This is a genomic window from Nostoc sp. (assembly GCF_036917975.1).
Taxonomy (GTDB): domain Bacteria; phylum Cyanobacteriota; class Cyanobacteriia; order Cyanobacteriales; family Nostocaceae; genus Nostoc.
On record NZ_JBALEJ010000024.1, the window covers coordinates 42,261 to 65,703 of the forward strand.

Here is a 23,443-nt window from a genome sequence, read left to right on the forward strand (position 1 = left end):
CTAAATTGAGCTAGATAAAATCAAAATGTAGCTTAAGGAATGCTGTTTTCTCAAACATTTACACAGCATTAGCAGGAGAGCAAAAATATGACAAATCAATTGAAAACGGCTGCTTTGCTTGCTGCGTTAAGTGGTCTTTTGATAGCAATTAGTTACTGGGTAATTGGCGGTTCTAGTGGCTTGATTATCGGCATTGGCTTGGCAGCAGTCACAAACCTGTTTTCCTGGTATCAATCAGATAAGATTGCCCTAGCAGTATACCAGGCACAGCCAGTAAGTGAAAGGGAAGCACCAGGACTTTATCGGATGGTGCAGAGATTGAGCGATCGCGCTAACATTCCTATGCCTAGAGTTTATATTGTTCCAAGCCAAGGTGCTAACGCCTTTGCAACAGGTCGCGATCCTGAACACGCTGCTGTGGCTGTGACTGAAGGTATTTTAAATATATTGCCAGAGGACGAACTCGAAGGCGTTATCGCCCACGAACTGACTCATATTATTAATCGTGATACCCTCACACAAGCCGTTGCTGCTACTGTGGCTGGTGCTATCTCATTTCTAGCCCAAATGGTTAGTTACAGCCTATGGTTTGGTGGTGGTTCACGAGATGATAACAGAGGTGGAAATCCAATAGGAGTTTTATTAACAGTATTGCTTGCGCCGGTGGCTGCGACAATCATTCAGCTAGCAATTTCGCGCACACGAGAATTTTCGGCTGATGCTGGTTCTGCGAGATTAACTGGTAATCCCCGCGCCTTAGCTAGAGCATTGCAACGCTTAGAAGCTTCAGCAAAGCAAGTACCTTTAAATGCCAATCCAGCTTATGAGCCGTTATTAATTATCAATTCCATCTCTGGGCAATTTTTGGGTAACTTATTCTCCAGTCACCCTGCTACAGAAATGCGAGTTGCAGCATTGCTGAAATTAGCTAGTTTTTCAGTCTCCTCCAGTAAAAATGATTAAGAAACAATAGGAATAGGAAGATATTTTATACCCCAACTGCTAAAAGCAGTGCTGCCCTGAAAATGGGGAAAGAGTGAAAAGTTACTTAAAAATACGGCTCTTGCGTAGCTGTTATGCTAAAAAGTCTGCAAATAAGTTTGAACCCCTGATTGGGCAATAATAACAGGCATTATGATTACCATTTGAGTCTTAGTGCTGAAATTGAGTTTATAATCGCCTGTAAGCCTTGATTTTAAAGGGAAATTTTGGGGTTTAATTAAAATTTCAGCATAACACCTACTAAAGAACCAAAAATACTATTTCTCAATCCCCAGTACCCAATCCCCAATACCCAGTCACTTACTTTAGCCGCCAATCCTTAATATTCCAGGTACGATCATCCCAAGGTGTTGCATCTATACCAGTGAGTCTGTTACTTACTCCATTAACATTAGCGCGAGAAATTAGAGGAATCACAGCTTGCTCCTTAATTAACAAATCGTTCATTTGAATAAATAATTGCCGACGTTTTTGTGGGTCTAACTCTGTATTAGACTGTTGCCAAAGCTTATCGTATTCAGGGTTGCAGTAACGAGAACTATTCGGTTTCGACCAATTATTTTTCTTCTGGGAAATCTCATTACAAGTCCACGCCTTTAGATAACTACCTGGGTCTGGATTACTATTGCCACCACTAAACATTTGCAAATCGGCATTAAAGTGAGCAAGAGTATCTGGGTTAGCTGGGTCACTAGAAAAGAAAATACTTGAATCGATACTCTTTAGTTCTACCCCCACGCCAATAGAGGTTAGCGATTGTTTAATGATTTCCTGCGTTTTTTGGCGGACTGGGTTGACAGAAGTCTGAAACAAAACCTTCAGTTCTACACCATTTTTATCCCGAATACCGTTGCCATTGGTGTCTTTCCATCCAGCTTCATCGAGCAAATTAGCAGCTTTTTTCAGATTAAATTCGTACTTGGTATTAGGCGAATTATAGATATCTGGTGCTACTAAGATATTTGTCACAGCACGACCAGTTTGACCATATAACTGTTGGTTAATAGTGTCACGGTCAATGGCATAATTAAAAGCTTGACGCACTTTCAAGTCTTTAAAAAATGGATGGGGGAACTCTAAGCTAGAACGTTCACCATCTTTTGTTTGCTTGTTAGGATCAGTCTGATTAATCGCAATCCGCTCTAAAAAAGAGCCGAAGCTGATATCTAATCTTCCTTTTCCTGCTGCCTCCAGCTGTTTAAGGATTGGAGCTTCTACTTGGAGATTCCAAGCAAAATCTACATCTCCAGTCTGCAATACGGCTCTAGCAGCAGAAACAGCATCCCCACCACCTTTAAGTTCTACTCGCTTAAAGAAAGGTTTATTGGCTTCCCGGAAAAAGGAATTAGCTTCATAGATAACAATGTCACCAGGTTTGAATTCCACTACTTTATAAGGGCCAGTACCAACAGGAATTAGATTAGCTGGAGCTTCCCTAGCTTTGCTACCGTTGTATGGCTCAAAGATATGACGAGGTAGGATTGGCCCATTGGAACCAATAAACGGCAGCGACCAAGCCGGGTTAGGATTTTGGAAATTGATTTTAACGGTGTAGTCGTTAATAGCTTCGACGCTTTTGATCGCTTGATAATTTGCAGCTGTAGTTGCACCTACTGCTGGATTACTAACAAATTGGTAAGTAAACACCACATCCGCAGCAGTGAAAGGTTTACCATCAGACCATTTGACTCCTTGTTTGAGTTTCCAAGTCACTGATTTACCATCTTTGGCGACTCCACCGTTCTCTAAAGATGGGATGTCTGCTGCTAGAAAAGCAACTAGTTTACCATCTTTATCAAAACTGGCCAGGGGTTCATAAGTGATTCGACTGGCTTCAAAGTCTTTGCTACCTTGAGCTAAATGGGGATTGAGAATAGTTGGTGCTTGCCAATAAAGAAGTCGTAAGGTATCGCTAGCAGCACTACTTGTCGCTGCTGGAGTAGAGGTAGTTGGAGATTCAGCCTTTGGGGTAGAACAAGCACTTAGCAACAAGATACTAAGCAACGACCCAGCAAAAATCTGACCCCTACTGAATTTATGATTCATAATTTTAAGGAGCTAAATATAGTAAAACTATTGCTTGAAGAAGAATTCAGAAATCAGAATTCAAGAGTCAGAATCAAGATGCAATGCTCTCTACGTTCGCGCGGCGTGTCGCAGACAGACGCTAAAACCCTGAAAGGGTATTCTGACTCCTGATTCCTGAATTCTGTTTTGATAAATTTTTTAATGGTGAAGACGCGAAGTTTTCCCCAAGGGAGTTCGCATCTCTACAACATGCACTACTGATTGCTCATAAATAGCCTTCAACGGCTGGCAACCGTCAAAAAAAGCTTTTTTCAGATAATGAAATTCATACTACGACAAATCGATAGAAAATTAGTAGTTTATTTATATAAAAATTACGGTGCGTAAAATCAATAAAATAAACAAGCGCATAATCAGGGCAGGCAAGATGCCCACCCCACAAGATTGGATAATTTATTTGTCGGAAGTTGCTAAGGGTGTTATTAAATCCAAGAATTAGCTGCAATGGCTGACCAGAAGGAAACTTTAGCCTCAGCGCTGGAATTGATTCAACAATAGCCGATCAATTCACTATCATTCCATTCCAAGGTGTCACCAATTTTTTCGCCATCGTGATAGGCGGCGAGTAAGATTTCGCTAGTTTTACCCCAAGCGATCGCTCCACTAGCATCTAAGGCGATCGCTCCTAAATCCCGTTTGTTGTAGTGCGCTTCTGCAAGCGATCGCTGCATGGCATCCTTCAGAGACATCCCATCAGTGACACGCACTACAATCCGTGCGGCTAAACACTCATCAATAATATCTTCGCCAATGCCAGTACAACTCACACCAGCATTACTAGTGGCATAATTACCTGCGGGCATAGCAGAATCACTTACTCGTCCAATCCGCTCAAAGCCCTTACCACCAGTGGAAGTGCCAGCAGCTAGTTTACCATAAGTATCTAAAGCTACTACACCGATAGTGCCGCGTCCGGCATTGCTGGTTTCTAGCAGTTCGGGTTCTGCTACCACATTAGCCATTGTGCTTTTAAAATTATCTTGGCGCTCTTGTATCCACTCTTGTAACCGCAAATCCGTTAAAGCGTTATAGCTGGGAATTTGCATTTCCCGCGCCAACTCAGCTGATCCGAAATCTGATAGTACTCGGTCTGGCGAACTTTGTAAAAACTGCGCTAAATCAATGGGATTTTTCACCCGTGAGATATTAATCACACCACTAAAGCGCCCTGATGCACCATCCATCAGGGAAGCACTCATACGGATTTGACCATCAGATTGTAATACTGAACCAGTACCAGCATTAAAGCGGGGGTTGTCTTCAAGCATTTGGCAACCATGCACCACTGCCTCTGAGGCAGTCGAGCCTGACAATAGTAGAGAATAGACTTCTTCTACTACTGTATAGAGCGATCGGCGCACTGCCTCCAATCCGCCTTTACCGTGGAGAGAACTACCAGCCCCGCCATGAATAATTAATTTAGGTTGCACCTGTAACTCCATTAATCTCTTGCGCTATTTGCGTCTGTATTGCGGTTGGTTTCATTAGTGACTGGGGATTAGGGATTGGGTATTGGGTATTGGGAAGAATTCATTCCCCATTCCCTAGTTCCCAGTCCTCAGTCCCCAGTCCCTTTAAGTTTTCGCTTCAGAACGGCGACGACGACAACGTTCTGAGCAGTATTTCACATCGTCCCAGCAATCCTGCCACTTTTTCCGCCATGTAAAAGGACGTTGACATACCGGACAGATTTTTGTCGGTAGGTCAGATTTAGAACGAACACGTCCCATATAAATACTGTTTATACGATAATTTGATTTCTGATAGAGATGGAAAGTAATTATAACCAGTTTCCTACGAAGGGGGGATACTTTGAGCAAATAAATGTATTGTCAATCTATCGTAAGACTTATTTTTAAATTTTCAGAAAATCACAAGGGAGCGATCGCCAACCATTGGCGGTGCAGGGGTCAGAAACTATTGCGATCGTCGCGTCTAACTGTTACTCAAATGTCACCTTCAGAAGGTTAACAGCAGTTGTATCGGCATTGCTAAAAACCGATGGAACTCCCATTGGCAATTTAGCCGACGGAACGCCAGTCGTTACGATTAAAGCATCCTCAGAAATTTTTTCAGCAACCCCTAGTTACCATGAGGCGTTGACTAAAGTAACTCTTGGGTAAGAAGCAGCGATCGGGTAAAAAAGGATTGTTGATATTTTGACATAAAAAAGTACCTGGCTTATCCCGATGACAGAATGGCGGTACGATTCCCCAATGTTCTGCCAGCCAAATCCAGTATCCTATTTCAATTCTGCCGTAGCTTGAGACTGTGAGAATCTCTCCAACGCTGTTGTTAATAGATACTAAATCTGAAGATGATTTGATTTCAATTAGCAGCCAAGCTAACTCATCTACAGAAAAGTAATAGCCGTTTTCGGCAGCGATATCAACAAACTGCTGTGGATCTTTAGCTATTAGTAATTCTTCTTTGAGAGATGGCGTTTTTTGTGCAAAATCAAAAAGATCCCAAATCTGTCTTCTCGTAATTAGAAACCAGGCAAGTTCTTCTGCGGTTAAATTGTAACCATTTTCTGTTGCTAACTTGAGAAATGGTTCAAGGCCATCGGTTTCTGCTAGTTGACTTTTTAACTGGAAAGTTTGCTCTACTAGTGACAAAAAATCAATAATTTTTTGCCATGTAAGTTTGTCAAAGTTTTTGTTAACTTTTATTTTTTCTTTCCAATAAATGTATTTATCTTCTTTAAGAAAGAAATTCCAAATTTGATAATACATGGGTCACTTCGCCTAAGTTTTAAACTTGGTAGATGTTTGTGATCAATGAATACCAGTGTAGTAAGTATAATGTGTTTCTTCGACAGTACTAAATCTACTATCTTATGTAAATGAAGTTACACAGTAAATCAGTATAAATTTTCTGTAAAGTTTGTCACTACAAATAACATTTACTGAGGAAAAGCTCAAGGATTGCAATACCTAGAGTTGGCTGCACTAAGCATTTTATTGATTATCATAAAATGAAATTAAGTCAATAGATAGTATTAATTATTTATGAATGAATCAACTGGAAAACAACCTGCACTTCAGGTATTTTGAAACGAACCGCAGAGGCGCAGAGAACGCAGAGGTAATAAAAGAGATATATTTTGCTGTCTTTACCTCATAGGTAAATCGCGGGGAAAGTAAAAGCGATCGCCTTTATATTCCTGTAAAATAAAGTTAAGACAGTATTAAAAAATAGGGCTAATTACTATGGCTGAATCAACTGCAAAACAACCTGCACGTAGAGGCAGAATTTTCCCAGAGCGTACTTTACCACCAGAAGAACTTGCTAGACGCAAAGCTGAAGATGAGGCATTTTATCATCGCTGTCGGGAAATTTTTGAGCGTATACGTCCCGATTTGATTAAGGAACACTACGGCTGGTATATTGCTGTGGAGCCAAATAGTGGTGATTACTTGATTGATGCAGATAGAATGCAAGCTCATAAAAAAGCCCTTGAAAAATACCCAAATACTGACCACTGTGTTTTTTGTTTTAATGAAACGGGAACCACTGGCACAATATGATTCAGGGTAAATTTGGGGAAAATGGTCAACTATTTTTTGAAATTGATTTAATAACTGATGATGGATTAAATTTGCCTGTGGATGCCATGTTAGATACTGGTTTCACAGGTTTTCTGGCTATTAACAAACAAGATTTAGATAGTCTAGACTGGTTTTATATTGGTAAGGAAACTTTGCGAACTGCACAGGGTGAAACCTTATTTAAAATATATTTAGGCAAGTTGATATTAAACGAACAAGAGTATGAAATCCCTGTTTATGCAGGGGATGAAATTACAGAATTTTTGTTAGGCTCAGAATGGCTAAAAATTCTGCCGTTGGTGGTGAATTATCAGGCTGGTATATTAACTTTAGGATAACTGCGATGCCTACGGCTGGCTACGCCTACGCACTTCAGTTATTTTTAAATTAACAGCAGATACACAGATAAAGCATAGGTAAAAAATAAACTTATTTCACTATCTTTAGTTCATAGATAAATCTCGGAGAAAGTAAAAGCGATGCCTACGGCTGGCTACGCCTACGCTATTCAAATTATCTGACTTTAAATTTTGTTAAAATAAGCTTAAAGCTGTCAATAAACTGGAATATCAATCATGAATATCCAAATTAAACCTGAACTAGAGCAAATCATTGAAGCGCAAATTGCTACAGGTAGATACGCGAATCCTGAAGAAGTTATTAGTAAAGCATTGAAGTTACTATTAGAGTGGGAAAAAGGTTATCAGCAGTGGGTTGAAGAAACACGCGAAAAAGTGGAGGTTGCTATTGAGCAACTGGATAGAGGGGAAGGTATTGATGGGGAAGTTGTAGTTGAACAATTGCGAGAGAAACTGCGTAAAGCAAAAGAATTACAAGGATGAAGCAACATATTATCTCTCCAAAAGCAAGTCAGGATTTATCAGAAATTATTGATTACTTTGTCAGGGTGAATATTGATGCTGGGGAGGATTTTATTAATAAGTTTGAGAAAAAGTGTAAATATTTAGCCAATTTTCCCAATATGGGACGCAGCTACGGAAATATTAAACCTGATTTGCGTGGTATTCCTTTGGATAATTACATTATTATTTATCGACTTATCAATAGTGGAATTGAAGTTGTCCGTGTAGTTAGTGGTTATCAAAATTTGGAATCTTTATTTGCAGAATCAGATGAGTAAGTTGATATTTGAGTTTACTTCTAATTATCTCCTAGCTTATTTTAGATTCGTTAATCAATTACTCAGAAAGTAAAAGCGATAAGTCTGGCTGGCTACGCCTACACACTTCAGTTATTTTTAAACGAACCGCCAAGACGCAGAGAACGCAGAGAGAAGAAAAAAGATATATTGTACTATCTTTAATTAATAGGTAAATCGCGGAGAAAGTAAAAGCGATCGCTCTTCCAATCACTACCCTTAATTCGCCCCAAATATCCTGTTAATGGTGAAGAAAGTTCAATCAGAATTTCGTGCATTTCTGCTGGTTTTATTGGTTGTGGCGGATGTGAGCCAAAATACGCACCATGTAGAGATTCAACACCAGCAGATTCTATACCTGAGTTTTCTAAATAGTTTTTGACAAGCTGAACAATGTGCGATCGCAACTTAATCTCTCTCTCAGCTTTATCAATATATTCATCAATTTTATAGTCAATTTGCCCAGGTTCTAGATATTTCTGTAATTCGACTAAATTAATAGCACCTGGATATTTTGCTTTGAATTCAACTAGTTTTTGTAAAGTCATAGCATTAATAATACTTACTTCCCATTCTTTAGCAGCTTTTAGTGTATCTGTCGATGGATTACCAGGGCCAATTACTAACTTAGCTGAAGTTAATACTTGAGTTTTACCTAAGTGCATACCGCCAAGTTTCAGCAGTTCCTCAACGGTACGACTCGGAATAAGCCTACCTGCTTTACATTCACAAACAATAGGGTAAGGTTTTGAACAATATAAATCTAAGCCTCCAGCACCACCTTTGAAAGCACTTTCAACTTTGAAGCCTAAAAACTCCAGACTTTGACGTGCAATGTTTTCAAAATCTGTGCCAGCTTGGTAGTTACTTTTTTTCTCGTCTTGTTCGATACTGCGATCGCCTAATTTTGCAATATCATTTATCCAAGCTAAATTTGAGTCGGGTTGCGTAATTAGCTTGTCACTACTCCAACCTAAGAATACTTTGATATCGTCGTCTAATTTTTTCGCTGCTGGTTGGCTAATGGCTAGGGATGCGATCGCACTCTGTAATTCCTCCAATTCAGGATGTAGCAGGGGTTCTAGCTTTTCTAACTGGCGTTTGCGTTGGGCGAAGGTGCGATCGTTCATTACTGGGTTAGCTTCAGAAACCGTTAGAGAATTAGGTAAACTAATAAATTTTCCTAACTTTTCCTGAATGTTGGGATTAACTGATATTTCTTGTAACTGATAGACGCGCAAGTAAGCCAGGAAAAGATACTGTTGTTTTTGTAGTATCTCCTTTAATACTTTTGGTGTCCATATTGTTAACTTAGACAAAATATCTAATGGCTTAGTCTCGTCTAAGATTTGGCAAAGTTCACATTTAGCCCAAGCTTTAATTGAAGCTGAAGAATCAGCAGGATAAAGTACAAATCTTTGCCCAGGACGAATAAACATCCTGGGTAAAGCTGCAATTGTTCGCCCCTGCATTAAGGCTTCAATATCAGGAACGGGTAGACACAGCGCTGTTGGAATTGAAAACTGCTGATTCATTTCTAAGTAGTTATATATTTAGATCGATATTATCAGCATTAGCAATAGGCTGAGGAATACTAATAGGTAATCCATCATCAGTTAAATTAGTAGGTTCTTGCCCAGATGGAGCGCTGAGAATTTCCCGAATTAAAGGATTATTTATTGCTAGTTTTGTTTGCTCAATAAAATCAACTATCTGTTCACCTTTAAGTTCGTAGCTTTCTATATTACAACAAACAAAATAGATGGCTAAAAGAGGTTTAATATCTTGGCTTTGCAAGCTTACCCACTCTCCACCCTTTTCTTTCAACAGGATTCTCAAATGCTGTCTAGCTAATGTTGCATTTGGACTAATTTTCTTTGAACGCACTAAGCAACCACGAGTTATATCAAACTTTTTATAGTCAATTAGTCGCTTTAAGACAGCACCTATAATTGTCCGATCTTGCTGAACTACACTTACTCCAATTCTTACTTTTCTTTTGTTACCGACAATTTTGAAATCTATAAATCCTTCATCTACTGTTTTAGCTACTATATCTTCAATTGCTTCAATTGTAACTCCTTCAATAGTTTGACCTATTAGATTATTGAAAGCCATCCAAAGAGCAGTACTAATAGTTATTTGGTCTTCCATTAATGAATCAAGAGAAGCCTCAACATTTGCTAGTTCATTATCGAAACACGGTTTAACTGGATGTGGTGGTAGTGGAGGCGGTGTTTTTCCAGGTAGTGGTAAAGGAGGCAATTTTCCATCTGTAGGCGGTGCGAAATTTTCTGCACACCATTTCAAAACTGATCTAACGGTTGGTCTACTCTTACCAAGTTCTCTGAGTTTAGTTTCATCAAATGGGTAGAGAGGATGAGGCGGGGTTTGTTGATGTTCCTCATAAAAATCTTGTAACCATTGACTAACTAGAGCAACGATATCATCAGAATTGAGATACTTTAATGCAATTGGTTGCCTTTCAACTTGTTCACTTGCTAATCTATCTATAACTGCCTCGGCTTCTGGTAAAGCCTTGATTTGGTCTTCCCAGGTACGAGGATACATTGCTAACAATAAAACACCTTGTTTTAGACTGTTATATAAATCCTTAACTAAGTTTGCAATAACTTGTGCTGCTAAAAATCCATTATCAGCAGCATCGGCTATATCTAATTCGTCAAAACAAATCACTGGAACTCGATAATTACTAGTGATATCTAGAATTTGACGAACAGTGCTTAATGCTTCAGCTTCTCTATCCTCACTTTTAGGATTTGGTAACCCCATTTCTTCAGCTTGTGATTTTGCTAATTCCAAACCAGATAACCAATAGCTTGCATAATTAATATGGACTGGAGAAAGTGTCCACAAAATTGCTTTCACTATGTAAGGATTGGTTATTTCAGGCTTGACTTTTAGAACACTTTCTGTCAAATGAACTATCGCCTTACTTGAGTGTTGGCTCAACCAACCTGGATACATATTAATATACTGTTGTGGTGTATATTCCCACTGTTTGGCTTCGTTAATTAAAGCTGCTGCAATTTCCTGCCATTGCATTACTTTTTGACTACCAAAAGCTCTGAGGCTAGATGCGACACTTTGGAGAAACAGAGATTTAATTTGATTCAAGTTATCATATTTACTCATATAGATAAATAAGCTACCATCCCCTGTCTGTAATTGGTGGCGAATCCGACTAATAATATGGCTTTTACCTAACCCTTTTTCTGCTGTAATTGTGATACCTACAGTTTCACGTTTGCGTTTACGGACTTTATCAACAGCATCAAAAACTGCATTAGAAGCATGAGCATTAATTGAGGGAACATCAGGAAAACTTTTACCCCATATTTGTTGCGGTCTGACCACAATATGTCCTCCAAAAGGGTTTTGATTTCTAATCAGATCATCAATGGTAGATGTGGTGACAGTCATAGTGTTGTGAAGTTAATGTGTGAAGAGTCAAATAAGGTTTAAGGTTTCAGGCGTGTGGCGTAGCAGCGTAATCCATCTAATTCTGTAGCTACCGAATCTTCAATTTTGTCGGGTGCGCTGTCTTCTACACTCCCGCCCTGTAGTTGCAAAATATCGTTAGCTTGGGTTTCCAGCAGCCAATCATTAAACTCTGTACGACTCACACGATCGCCAATTCCTCTTCTAATGCGATAAATTGGCACAAGGTTATTAAAGTTGTACTCATAGTTCAGCTTGTCATAGACTTCCAACGCCACAGATTTAAACTCGTCGTAAGAAGCGATCGCACCTTTCCCATTAACTAGTACATCTGCACCAGTCACCGCAACATCAATCTGACTAATCCACTTCACCAACGCATTCGCCGCCCAAGTACCGACAATCGTCCCTTCAAACTTAAAATCGCCACTTCTCAAACCTTCACCCAATACCTCTAAACCCTTAGCAGATGTCAGAGAATATCCCTTTTTGGAAATTGCGATCGCACCCTCTTTCTGTAATTCCTCGAATATGCCCTGATAATCTGCTACCTTCTGACTTTTCGATACAATTCGCTTTGTAAGCTGACCTTTCTTAACTTCCTGCTGCGTTCCTCCCAAATCCCACAAAGCCAAAAGAAGACGAGTGCTAGTATTTTTTGATGTCATATTGAGTGTACTTTTTGACAAAAAGTATCATAGTAACTGTATCTTTCTAAGTTATTTACGCAGAAAAAATAACCGAGAAATTGCTGAATATTTCGGCGTTTCAGCTAAATAGACTCATCAAAAATCAACAATATATTTCCTGGGGATGAATGCAGTTCTCTCAAAGGCGGGATGGAATACTTGAGAAAATCCACGATCATGATAGAGAAAGGCTGTAGCTGTGCAGTTGTAAATTAAGTGGTATGTGTTTTTTCAATTCCCCGCGAAATAAACAGAAATTCCAACTTTGTTTTTGCAACAGCAGGGCTTTTAGCAAATACAGGTGAGAACGAAAACCAATGAACACAATATATAAAGAACGTAAAATAGTTTCGCGTCTATTTGCAGTGATGCTTTCAGCATTGCTAATGGTGCCCTTGCTGAGTAGCTGTGGAGGCGGTTCCAGAAACGCTTCAGCTCCACCACCAGTGGATGATACTGCCGGTAGAACAGTGAGCGACAACCAACCCGAAGCGAAGAAGGGCTTGTCTACAGGGCAAAAAGTTGCTATTTTGGCAGGAGCAGCTGGACTTTATTACCTCTACAACCAGCACAAGAATGCTTCCCAAGAAGGAGCGCAAGGTAAATACTATCTTTCCAAGAATGGGCGTGTATACTACCGTGACGCTGAACATCGCGCTCACTGGGTAACGCCACCATCAGAAGGAATTCGCGTACCAGAATCGGAAGCACAAAAGTATCGGGAATTCCAAGGCTATAACCGGAGTGCCACGGGTCGCGATCTCACTGGTATAACTTCATCCGCAGCACCAGCACTCTAGATCGGCGAGGCGTGTGTAAATAAGAAAGCGGGTTTCCCAGAGGATAACGCCGATCGCGCCCGTCGGAAACACGAACTTAAATCAGGAGACAGATTATGGTAAATGAATTTTTCCAAAAGGCGAAAGACTTACTTTTGGGGTCGAACAGCGATCAAGCTGAAGAAGATGCCAAATTGCGCGATCGCAATGTACGTCCAGCCAGCGAAGATCCATACGGCGACCCCGCAGATCCGGCATCTTACGGCAACGTCACCCCAGCCAGTCAAGACCCATACGGCGACCCCGGAGATATCGCGTCTTACGGCAATGTTCGCCCAGCTAGCGAAGACCCTTACGGCGACCCCGCAGACACAGGGGAGTTTGGTGATGTCCGTCCAGCCAGCGAAGACCCCTACGGCGATCCCGCAGATCAGGATTCTCGCCGCTAACGCCAAACCAATCTGGTGATATTGGTTTTCATAAGGTGATGAATTTTGGAATAACAAGTAAGGCAGCAGGTTTTAATCCCGCTGCCTTTTATTTTTGCTGATATTTCTACAAATCACGAATTATTTCTTGCGATCGCTCAATATTTTGACGCACAGATTGAGCCGAAGTATGCAAAGCCTCTCTTTCTTTATCAGTAAGTCGTAAGGGCACAGCATTGCTCATTGGTATCAACTTAACGTGAAAGCTAGCCTAGTAAAAGCTTTTAGATATTGTCTCGTTCCCAGTCTCCGACTGGGAATGCCATCCTAGAGGCTCTGCCTCTCTTTACTGGCGGCAGAGCCACCAGGAGCAGCATTTCCAGCCGGAGGCTGGAAACGAGATTTTAAAGGAGTTTCAGCTTAAGTTGACACCAATGAGCATTGCTGTGCCCCTACCGTGTGGTCTATTTACCTGAAAATAGCTGTAGGACAAGAATTAAATAACATACAATTTATGTCCCTGGTTTACCTCACCTTCAATCCCTCTCCTTTCTTGTGGGGCGGACAAGATGTCCACCCCACAAGAGTTAATGGGATATTTTTTTATGTGGAAGTCCCTTATTTAAACTCTTCGAGTTGATCCACGCGTAACCAAATATTAGGTGTTGGCACTTTCCCAAACTTAATCAGGGCGTAATCACCTTTGATATCTACAATTTCGCCCTTGGTTTCAAACAAATAAGAAGGAAAGCGAGGATCGCTGGCTTTAGCCTCCAGACTGTTTTCTAGTTTTTCGCGCACAGCGCGAACCATATCCCCTTTTTTTACTGCCATGAATTCCTCTCTGAAATTTGTAACGTCTTTCTACCTGCATTTTAAAAGAGTTCTGAGTTAGAACTCCTAACTCCTGTACAGAAACGATTAATCGCGTCTCCTAACTCCCCCTAGCGTTTGACACTGGGAGCAAAAATGACTAGATCGCCCAGCTAACCTGATCCGTTGAATTGATGTACCACAAACTCGACAGGGTTCTCCAGCGCGGTTATAAACCCAGGCTACACCACCATAATTGCCGTTAGTGCCTTTAACATTTAAGAAATTACTAAATGTCGTACCCCCAGCCTCAATGCTAGTTTCTAACACTTGAATGATGGCTGTTCGCAAAGGCTTAATTTGCTTTAGCTGCAAATCTATACACAAGGTTTCAGGTAAAATTCCGCTCTTAAACAACGCTTCATCGGCGTAGATGTTACCTAATCCCGCCACCACCGATTGATCCAGTAGCGCAGTTTTAATCGGACGGCGGCGGTTTTGGAGTTTGCTTGCGAGATATTCAACAGTAAATTCTGGTGAAAATGGGTCTACTGCCAATTTTGCCAAACCGGTGATAATACTTTCTACAGCAACACCAGGCGGAACCCACCATATTTTACCGAAGGTACGCTGATCGACAAAGCGTAATTCTTGCTGATCCCCAAAAAATAATCTAACTCGCGTGTGCTTGTGTAGTGGTTCATCTCGATGTAACCACAGTAATTGACCGGTCATTCGCAGATGAACTCCTAGCCAGCCGGAAGACGAGGAGAGTTCGGCAAGGAGATATTTACCGCGACGATGCCAAGTAGCGATGGCATTTTCTTCAATTCCATTAATAAACTCACCAACAGAAAACGGGTAGGCGATGGTGCGATCGAGCAACACATCTCCACCCGTGATTTCTTGGTTGAGGGTCAATTGATTTAGACCCCTTCGGACTGTTTCAACTTCAGGCAGTTCAGGCATTCAAGCTGAGTTAAGCAGGCAATTGTGATTTATTTGAGCGATCGAGGAAGAAGAGATGGGGTAGTAACTTACATAGCCGTATATAGCTTGTATTACTACCCAAGAGAAACCGTAAATACCCGCAGGTTGGCTCTCGTAGATTAGGGTAGGCTAGGATGAAGAATGAATGAACTGAAAATTTCAGATTTCATACTTCAGACTTAAGACTACCCTTCATCATCGCATCAAACAACCCCCTTATAGCGTTGCTGCTATTTTTTAGGTGGTTTAGCCTTTGGTGCTTCAACCTCGACTAATTCATCCTGGGCAAAGTTGTTGGTATTGATACCAGAGTAATTGACCTTTTCAAAGCGGACAATTACAGGGTATTTGATGCCGCTTTGGTCAATGGAAGCCACAGTTCCTAAATCCTGAAACCAGTAGGATTCAGGGCGGAGAATACGTACTTTAGAACCACGTTGAACCATGATTATTTTCCCTTTTAGTTATCAATCGCCAATCTAGAGGGCTAATTGATTTCACTCTACATCCTCAAGGTCGCAGCAGGAGTCTTTGTTAAGTTATTTGTCTGAATTGGGGGCTGGGGACTGGGGATTGGGGACTGGGGATTGAATATTAGTTATTCTTTCTTCCTTCTTCCTTATCTCCCCTCATTTCCCCAATCACATAGCACATCTAAAATTGCAAAAAGTATCAGACCCTACTTGACAAGGTAGACGTTATAGCTTACCTTCATTCGCAAAGAGCTATTTTGTAAAAGCTTATGTTTTAGTTAAGACAAACACACTTCCCTCATTACCTCTGCCGATCCGTAGGTCGTTATCTATATAAGTGATATCTAACCAGCCTTGCTGTTTATCACTGTTTATGGCAACATCAATTCCGGGAAATTTTCTACCTTCTTCAATTTGTTGGATAAAAGTTACCGGAGAATTGTATTCTATTAAACGTTGTAAGCCGATAATAGAACGCTCAAATTTCACTTGGACACGCCGACCTGAAACAGGCTCAAATTTAGCAGCAATGCTGACTAATCCTTCTAAATAAGGTAAGCCATAAATCTCAGCTATGTTGTAAACACTGGTAGTTTCTACCCGGATACACTGATAGATTTCACCCAGTTTACATAAAGGTAGACGATCTAAGTTTAAAAGAGCCTTGCTAGTGGTGTATAGTAATCGCCAATTGCCATCTAGCAAATTACTAGCTTCCACCGGACGGGGTGTAGGATTAAAGTCTTCTAAAGTAGCGATCGCTGCTAAGATAGCCTGTTTCTGTGCTTCGGTCGCTAGTAGACCGCGATTTGTACCAGCGATCGCATCGATAAGAGCCGCTTTTCCCATCATCGCCTGTCACCTCTAAAATCACTCACTTTCCATCAGCATAAACAAGATATTAATGACATATATGTAGAGCCATAAAAATTACTAAGAATCGCTTGGACTAAGCCTTATGCTTATTAAATAAAAAAATTTCTATCGGAATGCGGATTTATCAACCAAAGGGTTGAAAAGATAACTAAATTAATCCGTGTCAAGTGATAGACTCTAAATGTCAACTTACGTCAACCTTTTCTTGTCCTGACTCGATATGTTGAACTCTCCATTACGTGAAGAACCCCGTAACCAGCGAGCCGATGTCATCCCCCTAAAGCCAGAGTCTTCTTTGTTGGACTGGTTACAAAATAATGGTCGCATCATCGCGCGTGATGTTCACGAACCGGATTTTCAAGCTGACGAAGAAGGAATAGACTCCCTAATGGGTGTAGAAGATGGAATTGGCTACGACCTCGATGATGATGATGACGATATAGGAATCGCTGAAGATTAGCCTTTTGAGGCTAGGGACTTGGTAGTATCCCTGGTTACTAGTATTCAATTTTATAAGTGTGGAGTGAAGGGAAACTTTTGTGGACGCTAAATTATCTCCTGAGCAAGGATTCAATATTTCTGGAATCGCTCTCGCCTCTTTATTAGCCATAGGGCTAGCTACAACAGCATTTTTCTTGGATTCGATGGCCAATCGGCTACCCTGGCAAAGTATGTCGCTAACTCTGCCACTGCTGTTGTGTGCGTTGGGTTCAGGTGTGGTGGGCTATTGGGTAATACCTTTACTTCAAGCACTTAAAACTGGGCAAATAATTCGCGAAGATGGGCCCCAAGCTCATCTCAAAAAAGCAGGCACTCCCACAATGGGCGGTATATTTTTTATACCTGTATCTGTGCTGCTTGCCTGTATATTGTCTAACTTTTCTCAACAGGTACTTGCAGTTTCGGCTTTGACAATCAGCTATGGATTGATTGGCTGGCTTGACGATTGGCAAATTCTGCGCCGGAAATCAAATAAAGGTATATCTCCCCGCACAAAACTAGCTTTGCAGGTGAGTTTTGCGGCTGTATTTTGTCTATGGCTGATGTTTAATCAACCTTCTAATATTACAAATATTGCTTTGCCTTGGGTGGGCTTCACACTACCATTAGGATTTCTATTTTGGCCTTTAGCTGGTTTTGTGCTAGTTGCAGAAAGTAATGCGACTAATTTAACAGATGGTATTGATGGCTTGGCAGCAGGAACAGTTGCGATCGCACTTTTGGCATTAGGTGCTTTAGTCGCCCCAACAGCACCAGGATTGATGGTTTTCTGTGCTGCTTTAAGCGGTGGGTGCTTAGGTTTCTTAGCCCATAATCGCAACCCAGCCCGCGTTTTTATGGGAGATACTGGTTCTCTGGCATTGGGAGGAGCTTTAGCTGCTGTAGCATTATTAACAAACACTTTAGTCGGTCTGTTTATTCTCAGTGGTATCTTCTTCGTAGAAACCCTTTCGGTGATGGCACAGGTAAGTTATTACAAAGCCACGAAAGGCCCCGATGGCAAAGGTAAACGTCTCTTTAAAATGGCACCTTTACATCATCATTTAGAACTTACTGGCTGGTCTGAATTGCAAGTGGTTGGAGTATTTTATATAATCGCTGCTATTTTGGCTACCATCTGTTTAGCGTAGGCGCAGCCCAACCCAGGCATCGCTCCATTCTGAATGTTTTAAAAACTACTTGAATATTAAAAAACAACTCCCAAATCTTCAGGGAGTTGTTTTTTTTACATTGGTTATCAGTTGAGTGCAATACAGACCTAACCCAATACTGCTCGGTTAAGAATCGATCCCCCCAACCCCCCTTAAAAAGGCTTGCTCAGAATGGCTTATTTTTCCCCCTTTTTAAGGGGGACTAAGGGGGATCTCCAATGACTATGCACCAAAACCTACGCAGTATTGAGACCTAACCCCCAATACGGTTCGGATAAGGTTTTTTGATGACAAGCCTGATTATTAGACATCTCCAGAAATTAAATATGCGTTACCCATAACCCTTGTAGAGACGTAGCACTGCTACGTCTCTACATTCTTTTTCGGAGATGTCTATTGTAGAGACGGCGATTTATCGCGTCTCTTGCCTTAACCGAACCGTATTGACCTAACCCCCAGCCCCTTCCCTATAAGGAAAGGGGAGTAAGATTCAAAGCCTCTCTCCTAAAGGAGAGAGGTCAAACTGTATTGCTTCCATTCGAGAACCGCTATAATCAGTCTTTTGTCTTGACGGCGATTTATCGAATCTTTGCAATCTATAATTTTCATCAAAAAACCTTAACCGAACCGTATTGTCTTGCCTCCTGACTTGAAAGTGCTGAGTGCTGAGTGCTGAGTAAAAATACTAGTCCCCAGTCCCCAGTCCCCAGTTATTCTTTCATTCAAGGCTGTGAAACTTGTTTCATCAGGACTGCCTCCGAAATTAATTATAGGTATTTACATACTCCCTAACCCGATTCTTCCCTGTTCGCTTTGCCTCAAGCATCGCTTGATTTGCCCGATTCAGAAAATCCTTAACCGTAATCCCTGGTTCTGATACAGCTATTCCAAAAGAAGCGGTAATGCCTTCGAGGATCTGATCGCCGTCTCGCAATTGCATTTGTTCAACATCTAGCCTTAATTGTTCTACCCGCTTCTTGAGCGTTTCCAGTGTCATATTAGGCATCACAATCACAAATTCTTCACCACCCCATCTGCAAGCAATGTCAAAGGAGCGAATAGATTTTAACAGTAACTTTGCTAATCCTTGCAGAACAATGTTGGCAGTGATGTGCCCATAGCGCGAGTTGTAAGATTTGAAGTTATCGATATCAAGGAAAATAATACTAAGAGGTTGTCCCGAACGTTCAGCTTCAGCTAGCCTTTGTTCCGTTATACTCTGCATATAATTTTGATTGAATAGTTGGGTCATCCCATCCCGCAAGTTATCATGGGTTAGACGTTGTTTTATCGATAAATTATTCAGTGCAATGCCTAATGTTCTAGCAATAATCTCAATAATTTGTTGATCCTCTGGACTGATTTCTTCAAGCGCATCGATGTGTAAGATCCCAACTACTTCGCCTTGTGCAAACAATGGAACACACAAATGTGTACCACTAACTGGCTGTATTAAGTGACTACACATCAGTCCTGAATGACGAAGCGATAAAAGATTTAATTTTCCTCTCCGCAATGCCCAACAATCAGATAGTGAAAATATTTCTTTACTGCTTCTTTCACCTCCCCAAAAACTATTCATCTGAACATAATTCTTGGAATTGGAAATGATATAGATAGAACCATTGATATTCGGAAATAGCTTGGAACAACTTAAAATAACTACTTTATATACCTCATTTTCAGACTCGCAAGAATAAAGCATATCCGCCATATCTGAGAGATATATAAGTTCTCGTTTTTTTGCCTCTAATTCCAGTGTTTTTTCTGCTAGCTGCCGATTTAGATCGGTGAGCGATCGCTGTGCTTCTATGGTTTCTGTAATATCGATACTGATCCCACCGATGCGGTTAGCGCCCGTTGCATAATCGCTAAACGGAAACTTAAATGATAGCCAGTAGCACGGCTGATCGTTACCAGGCATTTTTGCCTCTTCAATTAGCCTCAAGGGGCGTACAGTTTTCAAAACGACTTGATCGTTTTCCATTACTCGCAGCCCCTCTTCTGGATCTGGCAAGAATTCACTATCCGTTTTCCCCAACCATTCTTGTGAATCTACTGAAAATCTAGACTGTAGCTCCTGGTTGTAGTAAAGCACTCTAGATTGTTCATCTTTGATATAGGCTCCAAACGGCCCCTGATCTAGAAATAGCTGTTGCATCTGCTGGCTGCGTTGAAGTTCGCGGGTATCTTCTTGATATTTAGCGATCGCCTTTACAACTAGATAAGCGGTTGGCGTTAGGTAGAGTAAGGCAGACAAAGAAATAAATGCCATTACATCTAGCACGCCTAAGTGTAGCAGCGATACTGGCATATACGGCTCAAATATCGCCAGTAAATGATGAAATCCGCAAAATAGCACGAATCCACCCGATAAGAAAAAGGCTAGCCAAAACTTAGAAGGGATAGTTGCCCTAGTTTTAGCAAAGAAAACCCCTATGACTGTGGGGATGCCAAAGTATGAAAATGCAGTGATGCCGTGAGCAATTATGCAATTCCAGTAAATAGGCTCCATGCTGATCTGATATTAAAATTTCATCCGTTTCACTATAATTCTGGGTAGCCTCAAGATGTAACGATAGAAAGGATGATTTCAGTGGCTCATGCCTCAGTTTTACAAAAGTTATCATAGTAACTTTCTAAACGGCTGCTCATGTCATCCCCTTACCAAGCTGACTTACCAAGTGAGTGAGTTCGGGTAAAATGAGTTTTTCCATCGCCAGGCGTACAGCATTACTGGAACCAGGAAGCGAGAAAATTAATTTATCTTGATAAACACCAGCAACAGCGCGAGAAGCGATCGCCCGCGAACCAATTTCTTGATAACTTAAAAAACGAAATAACTCACCAAATCCCGGCAAAGTCTTCTCTAGTAACTTCTCAATGGCATCATAAGTGGTATCTCTTGGTGCAATACCTGTACCACCATTGAAAATTACAGTATCCAAATTTGCACTTTTACCCAGATTTTCTATCTGTCCTTGAATTTGTGTTGGTTCATCTTTGATAATCGTGTAGCCTCCCACAGTATGGTTAGCACCAAGGAGTAACTGCTGAATTAGCTGGCCACTTTTGTCTGTTTCAAAAGTGCGTGTATCGCTAACAGTAACCACAGCACAAGTTACCGTAATTATCGGCGAGTCTGAGTGGGGTTGTGACATCATCGATCAGTCATGAAGTTTGTGATCCTGGATAATTGGGCATGGGGAATGGCGCATTGGGTATGACAATAATTACCGATGCCCAATGCCCAATGCCCAATGCCCAATTTCCAATTCCCTATACCCTATGCCTCATTTTTGCTCAGTCCCAAATCGTTTTCTTCAGCATACCGCTCCATGAAGCGTATAAAGCGATCCCATTCTTGAACAGATTTCATCACGTAAAGTGCTTCTAATTCTTCCGGTTTCCCGTTGACAAATTTAGCCTTGACTTCGCGGGTAATTATCTCTCCTTCTTCGTCAATCAAGTACATCCCGGTAATATCTTCGGTGCTACCTTGATCTAAAATCTTTGGATTCGTAAAAATAAATGTTGCTGTGCCACTATCGCCACTGCGCGATCGCGTCAAGCGCACATCTGGAGTTACTTCTTCGTCAAGACCTCTAGAAAACTGGATTTTCGCCATGATAAATGAATTTAAACTTTGGTGATGGTTAATTTAATATTCTCTCATCAATTAGAACACCACGGTCTAGAGGCTATTGTGATTCTTTTTTTGGTGTATATACTTAGGCTAGTTATTTTTCAAGTAACAAAGTTACGGGGCCATCGTTTTCAATTGTCACTTGCATCATTGCACCAAATTGACCTGTTTCCACCTGCAAACTGCTAGCTCTTAATTTGGTAACAAAACGATTATACAAATCTTCTGCTGATTGGGGAGCCGCTGAACGGTCAAAAGAAGGACGGCGACCTTTAAAGGCAGTCACCATAAAGCGTAAACTGACTAACTACCAACAAATCACCGCCAATTTCTTGTACAGATTTTTGCCAACGATCATCTTCTTCCTCGTCAGTAAATAGCCGCAATTCTAAGCACTTCCGCACCATCCAGTCTATTTCAGCATCAGTGTCGGTATTGGCAATACCTACAAGTAAATTTAGCCCCCGCCCAATTTTGGCGATAATTTCACCATTAACTGCAACTTGAGATGATTTAACTCGCTGGATGATAACGCGCATTTTAATCAGAACGCTTAAAATTGATGGCAGAGCCATTAAGAATGCATTCCCAGGTGGAACCTGGGAACGAGTAGTAAACTTCTCACTCCTGACTTTTATTTGCCAAAGCCTTTACCGCGAGAGGTTGAAGGTAGACAAATACAGTTTTCGAGTTGAGCAATTAAAGCCTCACGATCTAAATTTTGACCAATCAGCACTAGCTGATTTTTCAATTTACCTTGCCATTCATCATCATCCAAGGTAAAGCGTTTACCGCAAAGGTGGAAAATATGACGCTTTGGACTTTCATCAAACCACATAATACCCTTCGCTCGGAAGATATTTGAGGGTAGCTGGTTATCTAAGAAATACTGAAACTTCTTAATAGAAAAAGGCTTGTCACTTTGGAAAGAGATGGAAGTAAAACCATCATTTTCTAAATGGTCAGAATTATGGTGATGATCGTGGTCATGGTCGTGATGATCGTGACCACATGTTGAGTGATCGTGATCGTGGTCGTGATGGTCATGATCGTGATGGTCGTGTTCATCCACCACTGTGTCAAAATATTTATCTGACTCAAACAGACCAACACTCAAAATTAAAGGAAGTGGAACTTGCGATCGCGTTGCGCGAATGATTCTCGCTCCTTCTTTAACTTCATTAATTTTTCTTTCTAACTCCTTTAAAGTGGCTTCATCAACCAAATCAGCCTTGTTCAGCACAATCACATCACCATAAGCAATCTGGCTGTACGCTGCCTCGGAGTTAAATAAATCTAGGCTGTAATTCGCCGCGTCTACCACGGTAATAATCGAATCCAAACGGGTTAAATCCCGTAATTCTGTGCCCAAGAATGTTAAAGCTACTGGCAGCGGATCTGCCAATCCAGTTGTTTCCACGACTAGATAATCTAGATTTTCTTGGCGTTCTAAAACTTTGTAAACTGCATCCACTAAATCATTATTAATAGTGCAGCAGATACAACCATTATTTAGTTCCACCATGTTCTCGCCAGTGGAAACAATTAGCTCGTTGTCGATGCCAATTTCGCCAAATTCGTTCACGAGAACAGCGGTTTTCAAACCCTGTTGGTTGTTGAGGATATGATTAAGTAAAGTCGTCTTGCCACTACCGAGGAAACCCGTAATAATTGTTACTGGCATTCCTTGCTTGGGCGTATCCATTGTCGAAGATTCGGGTGTAACTGCTGATTGCATAGCACTGTTATCAAATAGTCAAAAAATAGTAATGTAGCGGAAATAGTCCAGAAAACACTAGCGCCGCTACGCGGAATTCAAAATTCAAAATTCAAAA

At 41.0% G+C, this 23,443-nt stretch carries 24 protein-coding genes and 1 pseudogene; 9 read left to right on the plus strand and 16 right to left on the minus strand.

What is annotated here, in order from left to right; genetic code table 11:
- Positions 1 to 87 precede the first annotated feature (87 nt).
- On the plus strand, positions 88 to 963 hold the full coding sequence (locus V7K76_RS08695) for a zinc metalloprotease HtpX (protein ID WP_334776091.1): 876 nt from the start codon (positions 88 to 90) through the stop codon (positions 961 to 963).
- 339 nt (positions 964 to 1,302) lie between these two features.
- On the opposite strand, the gene V7K76_RS08700 is transcribed toward V7K76_RS08695, so the two are convergent.
- The 4 genes from V7K76_RS08700 to V7K76_RS08715 form a co-directional block, all read right to left on the minus strand.
- Complete coding sequence (locus V7K76_RS08700; RefSeq protein ID WP_334776092.1) at positions 1,303 to 3,048, minus strand: peptide ABC transporter substrate-binding protein; 1,746 nt, start codon at positions 3,046 to 3,048, stop codon at positions 1,303 to 1,305.
- Positions 3,049 to 3,578: 530 nt separating this feature from the next.
- Complete coding sequence (locus V7K76_RS08705) at positions 3,579 to 4,532, minus strand: isoaspartyl peptidase/L-asparaginase (RefSeq protein ID WP_334950767.1); 954 nt, start codon at positions 4,530 to 4,532, stop codon at positions 3,579 to 3,581.
- 132 nt (positions 4,533 to 4,664) lie between these two features.
- Complete coding sequence (locus V7K76_RS08710; protein WP_094341107.1) at positions 4,665 to 4,820, minus strand: DUF2256 domain-containing protein; 156 nt, start codon at positions 4,818 to 4,820, stop codon at positions 4,665 to 4,667.
- Positions 4,821 to 5,162: 342 nt separating this feature from the next.
- Positions 5,163 to 5,825 (minus strand): Nif11-like leader peptide family natural product precursor, encoded by a 663-nt coding sequence (locus V7K76_RS08715; RefSeq protein WP_334950765.1) that lies wholly within the window; start codon positions 5,823 to 5,825, stop codon positions 5,163 to 5,165.
- 477 nt (positions 5,826 to 6,302) lie between these two features.
- Between V7K76_RS08715 and V7K76_RS08720 the strand changes: the two genes are divergently transcribed.
- From V7K76_RS08720 to V7K76_RS08735, 4 genes are all read left to right on the plus strand, one after another.
- The gene (locus V7K76_RS08720) at positions 6,303 to 6,620 is read left to right on the plus strand and encodes a hypothetical protein (protein ID WP_334776096.1); all 318 of its coding nucleotides are present in this window, start codon (positions 6,303 to 6,305) and stop codon (positions 6,618 to 6,620) included.
- Complete coding sequence (locus V7K76_RS08725; protein WP_334776097.1) at positions 6,617 to 6,979, plus strand: aspartyl protease; 363 nt, start codon at positions 6,617 to 6,619, stop codon at positions 6,977 to 6,979. The genes V7K76_RS08720 and V7K76_RS08725 overlap by 4 nt, the downstream gene beginning before the upstream one ends.
- Positions 6,980 to 7,216: 237 nt before the next feature.
- A complete protein-coding gene (locus V7K76_RS08730; protein ID WP_334776098.1) occupies positions 7,217 to 7,483 on the plus strand; it encodes a ribbon-helix-helix domain-containing protein in 267 nt (88 codons plus the stop codon).
- A complete protein-coding gene (locus tag V7K76_RS08735; RefSeq protein WP_334950762.1) occupies positions 7,480 to 7,782 on the plus strand; it encodes a type II toxin-antitoxin system RelE/ParE family toxin in 303 nt (100 codons plus the stop codon). Before V7K76_RS08730 ends, V7K76_RS08735 begins: the two co-directional genes overlap by 4 nt.
- Before the next feature lie 179 nt (positions 7,783 to 7,961).
- On the opposite strand, the gene V7K76_RS08740 is transcribed toward V7K76_RS08735, so the two are convergent.
- From V7K76_RS08740 to V7K76_RS08750, 3 genes are read right to left on the minus strand one after another with little or no spacing between them, the layout of a single operon-like run.
- Positions 7,962 to 9,335 (minus strand): DUF1802 family protein, encoded by a 1,374-nt coding sequence (locus tag V7K76_RS08740; RefSeq protein ID WP_334950760.1) that lies wholly within the window; start codon positions 9,333 to 9,335, stop codon positions 7,962 to 7,964.
- Positions 9,336 to 9,345: 10 nt separating this feature from the next.
- The gene (locus V7K76_RS08745) at positions 9,346 to 11,244 is read right to left on the minus strand and encodes a hypothetical protein (protein ID WP_334950757.1); all 1,899 of its coding nucleotides are present in this window, start codon (positions 11,242 to 11,244) and stop codon (positions 9,346 to 9,348) included.
- A 38-nt stretch (positions 11,245 to 11,282) separates the two neighbouring features.
- Entirely contained in the window at positions 11,283 to 11,930 is a 648-nt protein-coding gene (locus tag V7K76_RS08750; protein WP_334776103.1) for a hypothetical protein, read from the minus strand.
- A 338-nt stretch (positions 11,931 to 12,268) separates the two neighbouring features.
- On the opposite strand from V7K76_RS08750, the gene V7K76_RS08755 reads away from it, so the two are divergent.
- Both V7K76_RS08755 and V7K76_RS08760 read left to right on the plus strand, forming a co-directional pair.
- Entirely contained in the window at positions 12,269 to 12,751 is a 483-nt protein-coding gene (locus V7K76_RS08755) for a hypothetical protein (protein WP_334776104.1), read from the plus strand.
- A gap of 95 nt (positions 12,752 to 12,846) precedes the next feature.
- Positions 12,847 to 13,179, plus strand: coding sequence for a translation initiation factor (locus V7K76_RS08760; protein WP_334776105.1), 333 nt, complete (start codon positions 12,847 to 12,849; stop codon positions 13,177 to 13,179).
- Positions 13,180 to 13,776: 597 nt separating this feature from the next.
- Here the strand turns inward: V7K76_RS08760 and V7K76_RS08765 are convergent.
- The 4 genes from V7K76_RS08765 to V7K76_RS08780 all read right to left on the minus strand — a co-directional run bounded on the left by V7K76_RS08765 (position 13,777) and on the right by V7K76_RS08780 (position 16,286).
- The gene (locus tag V7K76_RS08765; protein ID WP_292776191.1) at positions 13,777 to 13,992 is read right to left on the minus strand and encodes an NAD(P)H-quinone oxidoreductase subunit O; all 216 of its coding nucleotides are present in this window, start codon (positions 13,990 to 13,992) and stop codon (positions 13,777 to 13,779) included.
- 87 nt (positions 13,993 to 14,079) lie between these two features.
- Positions 14,080 to 14,940: a DNA-formamidopyrimidine glycosylase gene (locus tag V7K76_RS08770; RefSeq protein WP_334776106.1), complete on the minus strand. Its 861-nt coding sequence runs from the start codon at positions 14,938 to 14,940 to the stop codon at positions 14,080 to 14,082.
- A gap of 251 nt (positions 14,941 to 15,191) precedes the next feature.
- A complete protein-coding gene (locus tag V7K76_RS08775) occupies positions 15,192 to 15,407 on the minus strand; it encodes a photosystem I reaction center subunit IV (RefSeq protein WP_069073932.1) in 216 nt (71 codons plus the stop codon).
- 294 nt (positions 15,408 to 15,701) lie between these two features.
- The gene (locus V7K76_RS08780; RefSeq protein ID WP_334776107.1) at positions 15,702 to 16,286 is read right to left on the minus strand and encodes a PAP/fibrillin family protein; all 585 of its coding nucleotides are present in this window, start codon (positions 16,284 to 16,286) and stop codon (positions 15,702 to 15,704) included.
- A 244-nt stretch (positions 16,287 to 16,530) separates the two neighbouring features.
- Between V7K76_RS08780 and V7K76_RS08785 the strand changes: the two genes are divergently transcribed.
- Positions 16,531 to 16,770, plus strand: a complete 240-nt coding sequence (locus V7K76_RS08785; RefSeq protein WP_334776108.1) for a DUF3134 domain-containing protein — start codon at positions 16,531 to 16,533, stop codon at positions 16,768 to 16,770.
- A gap of 79 nt (positions 16,771 to 16,849) precedes the next feature.
- Positions 16,850 to 17,941, plus strand: coding sequence for a phospho-N-acetylmuramoyl-pentapeptide-transferase (gene mraY / locus V7K76_RS08790; protein WP_334776109.1), 1,092 nt, complete (start codon positions 16,850 to 16,852; stop codon positions 17,939 to 17,941).
- A gap of 784 nt (positions 17,942 to 18,725) precedes the next feature.
- Here the strand turns inward: mraY and V7K76_RS08795 are convergent.
- The 5 genes and pseudogenes from V7K76_RS08795 to V7K76_RS08815 form a co-directional block, all read right to left on the minus strand.
- A complete protein-coding gene (locus V7K76_RS08795) occupies positions 18,726 to 20,477 on the minus strand; it encodes a diguanylate cyclase (RefSeq protein WP_334776293.1) in 1,752 nt (583 codons plus the stop codon).
- Between the two features lie 136 nt (positions 20,478 to 20,613).
- The gene (locus tag V7K76_RS08800; RefSeq protein WP_334776294.1) at positions 20,614 to 21,126 is read right to left on the minus strand and encodes a MogA/MoaB family molybdenum cofactor biosynthesis protein; all 513 of its coding nucleotides are present in this window, start codon (positions 21,124 to 21,126) and stop codon (positions 20,614 to 20,616) included.
- A gap of 122 nt (positions 21,127 to 21,248) precedes the next feature.
- Positions 21,249 to 21,590: a photosystem II reaction center protein Psb28 gene (gene psb28 / locus V7K76_RS08805; protein ID WP_292853702.1), complete on the minus strand. Its 342-nt coding sequence runs from the start codon at positions 21,588 to 21,590 to the stop codon at positions 21,249 to 21,251.
- A gap of 112 nt (positions 21,591 to 21,702) precedes the next feature.
- Positions 21,703 to 22,147 (minus strand): annotated as a pseudogene (gene dtd / locus V7K76_RS08810) (D-aminoacyl-tRNA deacylase).
- A 95-nt stretch (positions 22,148 to 22,242) separates the two neighbouring features.
- Positions 22,243 to 23,346, minus strand: coding sequence for a CobW family GTP-binding protein (locus tag V7K76_RS08815; protein WP_334776295.1), 1,104 nt, complete (start codon positions 23,344 to 23,346; stop codon positions 22,243 to 22,245).
- Positions 23,347 to 23,443: the final 97 nt, after the last annotated feature.

Bases quoted from the DNA above. Each gene is read 5' to 3' on its own strand.
- V7K76_RS08720 (WP_334776096.1), top strand. From the start codon at position 6,303: ATGGCTGAATCAACTGCAAAACAACCTGCACGTAGAGGCAGAATTTTC.
- V7K76_RS08710 (WP_094341107.1), bottom strand. From the start codon at position 4,820: ATGGGACGTGTTCGTTCTAAATCTGACCTACCGACAAAAATCTGTCCG.
- psb28 (WP_292853702.1), bottom strand. From the start codon at position 21,590: ATGGCGAAAATCCAGTTTTCTAGAGGTCTTGACGAAGAAGTAACTCCA.
- V7K76_RS08695 (WP_334776091.1), top strand. From the start codon at position 88: ATGACAAATCAATTGAAAACGGCTGCTTTGCTTGCTGCGTTAAGTGGT.
- V7K76_RS08815 (WP_334776295.1), bottom strand. From the start codon at position 23,346: ATGCAATCAGCAGTTACACCCGAATCTTCGACAATGGATACGCCCAAG.
- V7K76_RS08725 (WP_334776097.1), top strand. From the start codon at position 6,617: ATGATTCAGGGTAAATTTGGGGAAAATGGTCAACTATTTTTTGAAATT.
- V7K76_RS08760 (WP_334776105.1), top strand. From the start codon at position 12,847: ATGGTAAATGAATTTTTCCAAAAGGCGAAAGACTTACTTTTGGGGTCG.
- V7K76_RS08705 (WP_334950767.1), bottom strand. From the start codon at position 4,532: ATGGAGTTACAGGTGCAACCTAAATTAATTATTCATGGCGGGGCTGGT.
- V7K76_RS08775 (WP_069073932.1), bottom strand. From the start codon at position 15,407: ATGGTTCAACGTGGTTCTAAAGTACGTATTCTCCGCCCTGAATCCTAC.
- V7K76_RS08800 (WP_334776294.1), bottom strand. From the start codon at position 21,126: ATGATGTCACAACCCCACTCAGACTCGCCGATAATTACGGTAACTTGT.
- V7K76_RS08745 (WP_334950757.1), bottom strand. From the start codon at position 11,244: ATGACTGTCACCACATCTACCATTGATGATCTGATTAGAAATCAAAAC.
- V7K76_RS08785 (WP_334776108.1), top strand. From the start codon at position 16,531: ATGTTGAACTCTCCATTACGTGAAGAACCCCGTAACCAGCGAGCCGAT.
- V7K76_RS08715 (WP_334950765.1), bottom strand. From the start codon at position 5,825: ATGTATTATCAAATTTGGAATTTCTTTCTTAAAGAAGATAAATACATT.
- V7K76_RS08795 (WP_334776293.1), bottom strand. From the start codon at position 20,477: ATGGAGCCTATTTACTGGAATTGCATAATTGCTCACGGCATCACTGCA.
- V7K76_RS08730 (WP_334776098.1), top strand. From the start codon at position 7,217: ATGAATATCCAAATTAAACCTGAACTAGAGCAAATCATTGAAGCGCAA.
- V7K76_RS08740 (WP_334950760.1), bottom strand. From the start codon at position 9,335: ATGAATCAGCAGTTTTCAATTCCAACAGCGCTGTGTCTACCCGTTCCT.
- V7K76_RS08770 (WP_334776106.1), bottom strand. From the start codon at position 14,940: ATGCCTGAACTGCCTGAAGTTGAAACAGTCCGAAGGGGTCTAAATCAA.
- V7K76_RS08780 (WP_334776107.1), bottom strand. From the start codon at position 16,286: ATGATGGGAAAAGCGGCTCTTATCGATGCGATCGCTGGTACAAATCGC.
- V7K76_RS08750 (WP_334776103.1), bottom strand. From the start codon at position 11,930: ATGACATCAAAAAATACTAGCACTCGTCTTCTTTTGGCTTTGTGGGAT.
- V7K76_RS08765 (WP_292776191.1), bottom strand. From the start codon at position 13,992: ATGGCAGTAAAAAAAGGGGATATGGTTCGCGCTGTGCGCGAAAAACTA.
- V7K76_RS08735 (WP_334950762.1), top strand. From the start codon at position 7,480: ATGAAGCAACATATTATCTCTCCAAAAGCAAGTCAGGATTTATCAGAA.
- V7K76_RS08755 (WP_334776104.1), top strand. From the start codon at position 12,269: ATGAACACAATATATAAAGAACGTAAAATAGTTTCGCGTCTATTTGCA.
- V7K76_RS08700 (WP_334776092.1), bottom strand. From the start codon at position 3,048: ATGAATCATAAATTCAGTAGGGGTCAGATTTTTGCTGGGTCGTTGCTT.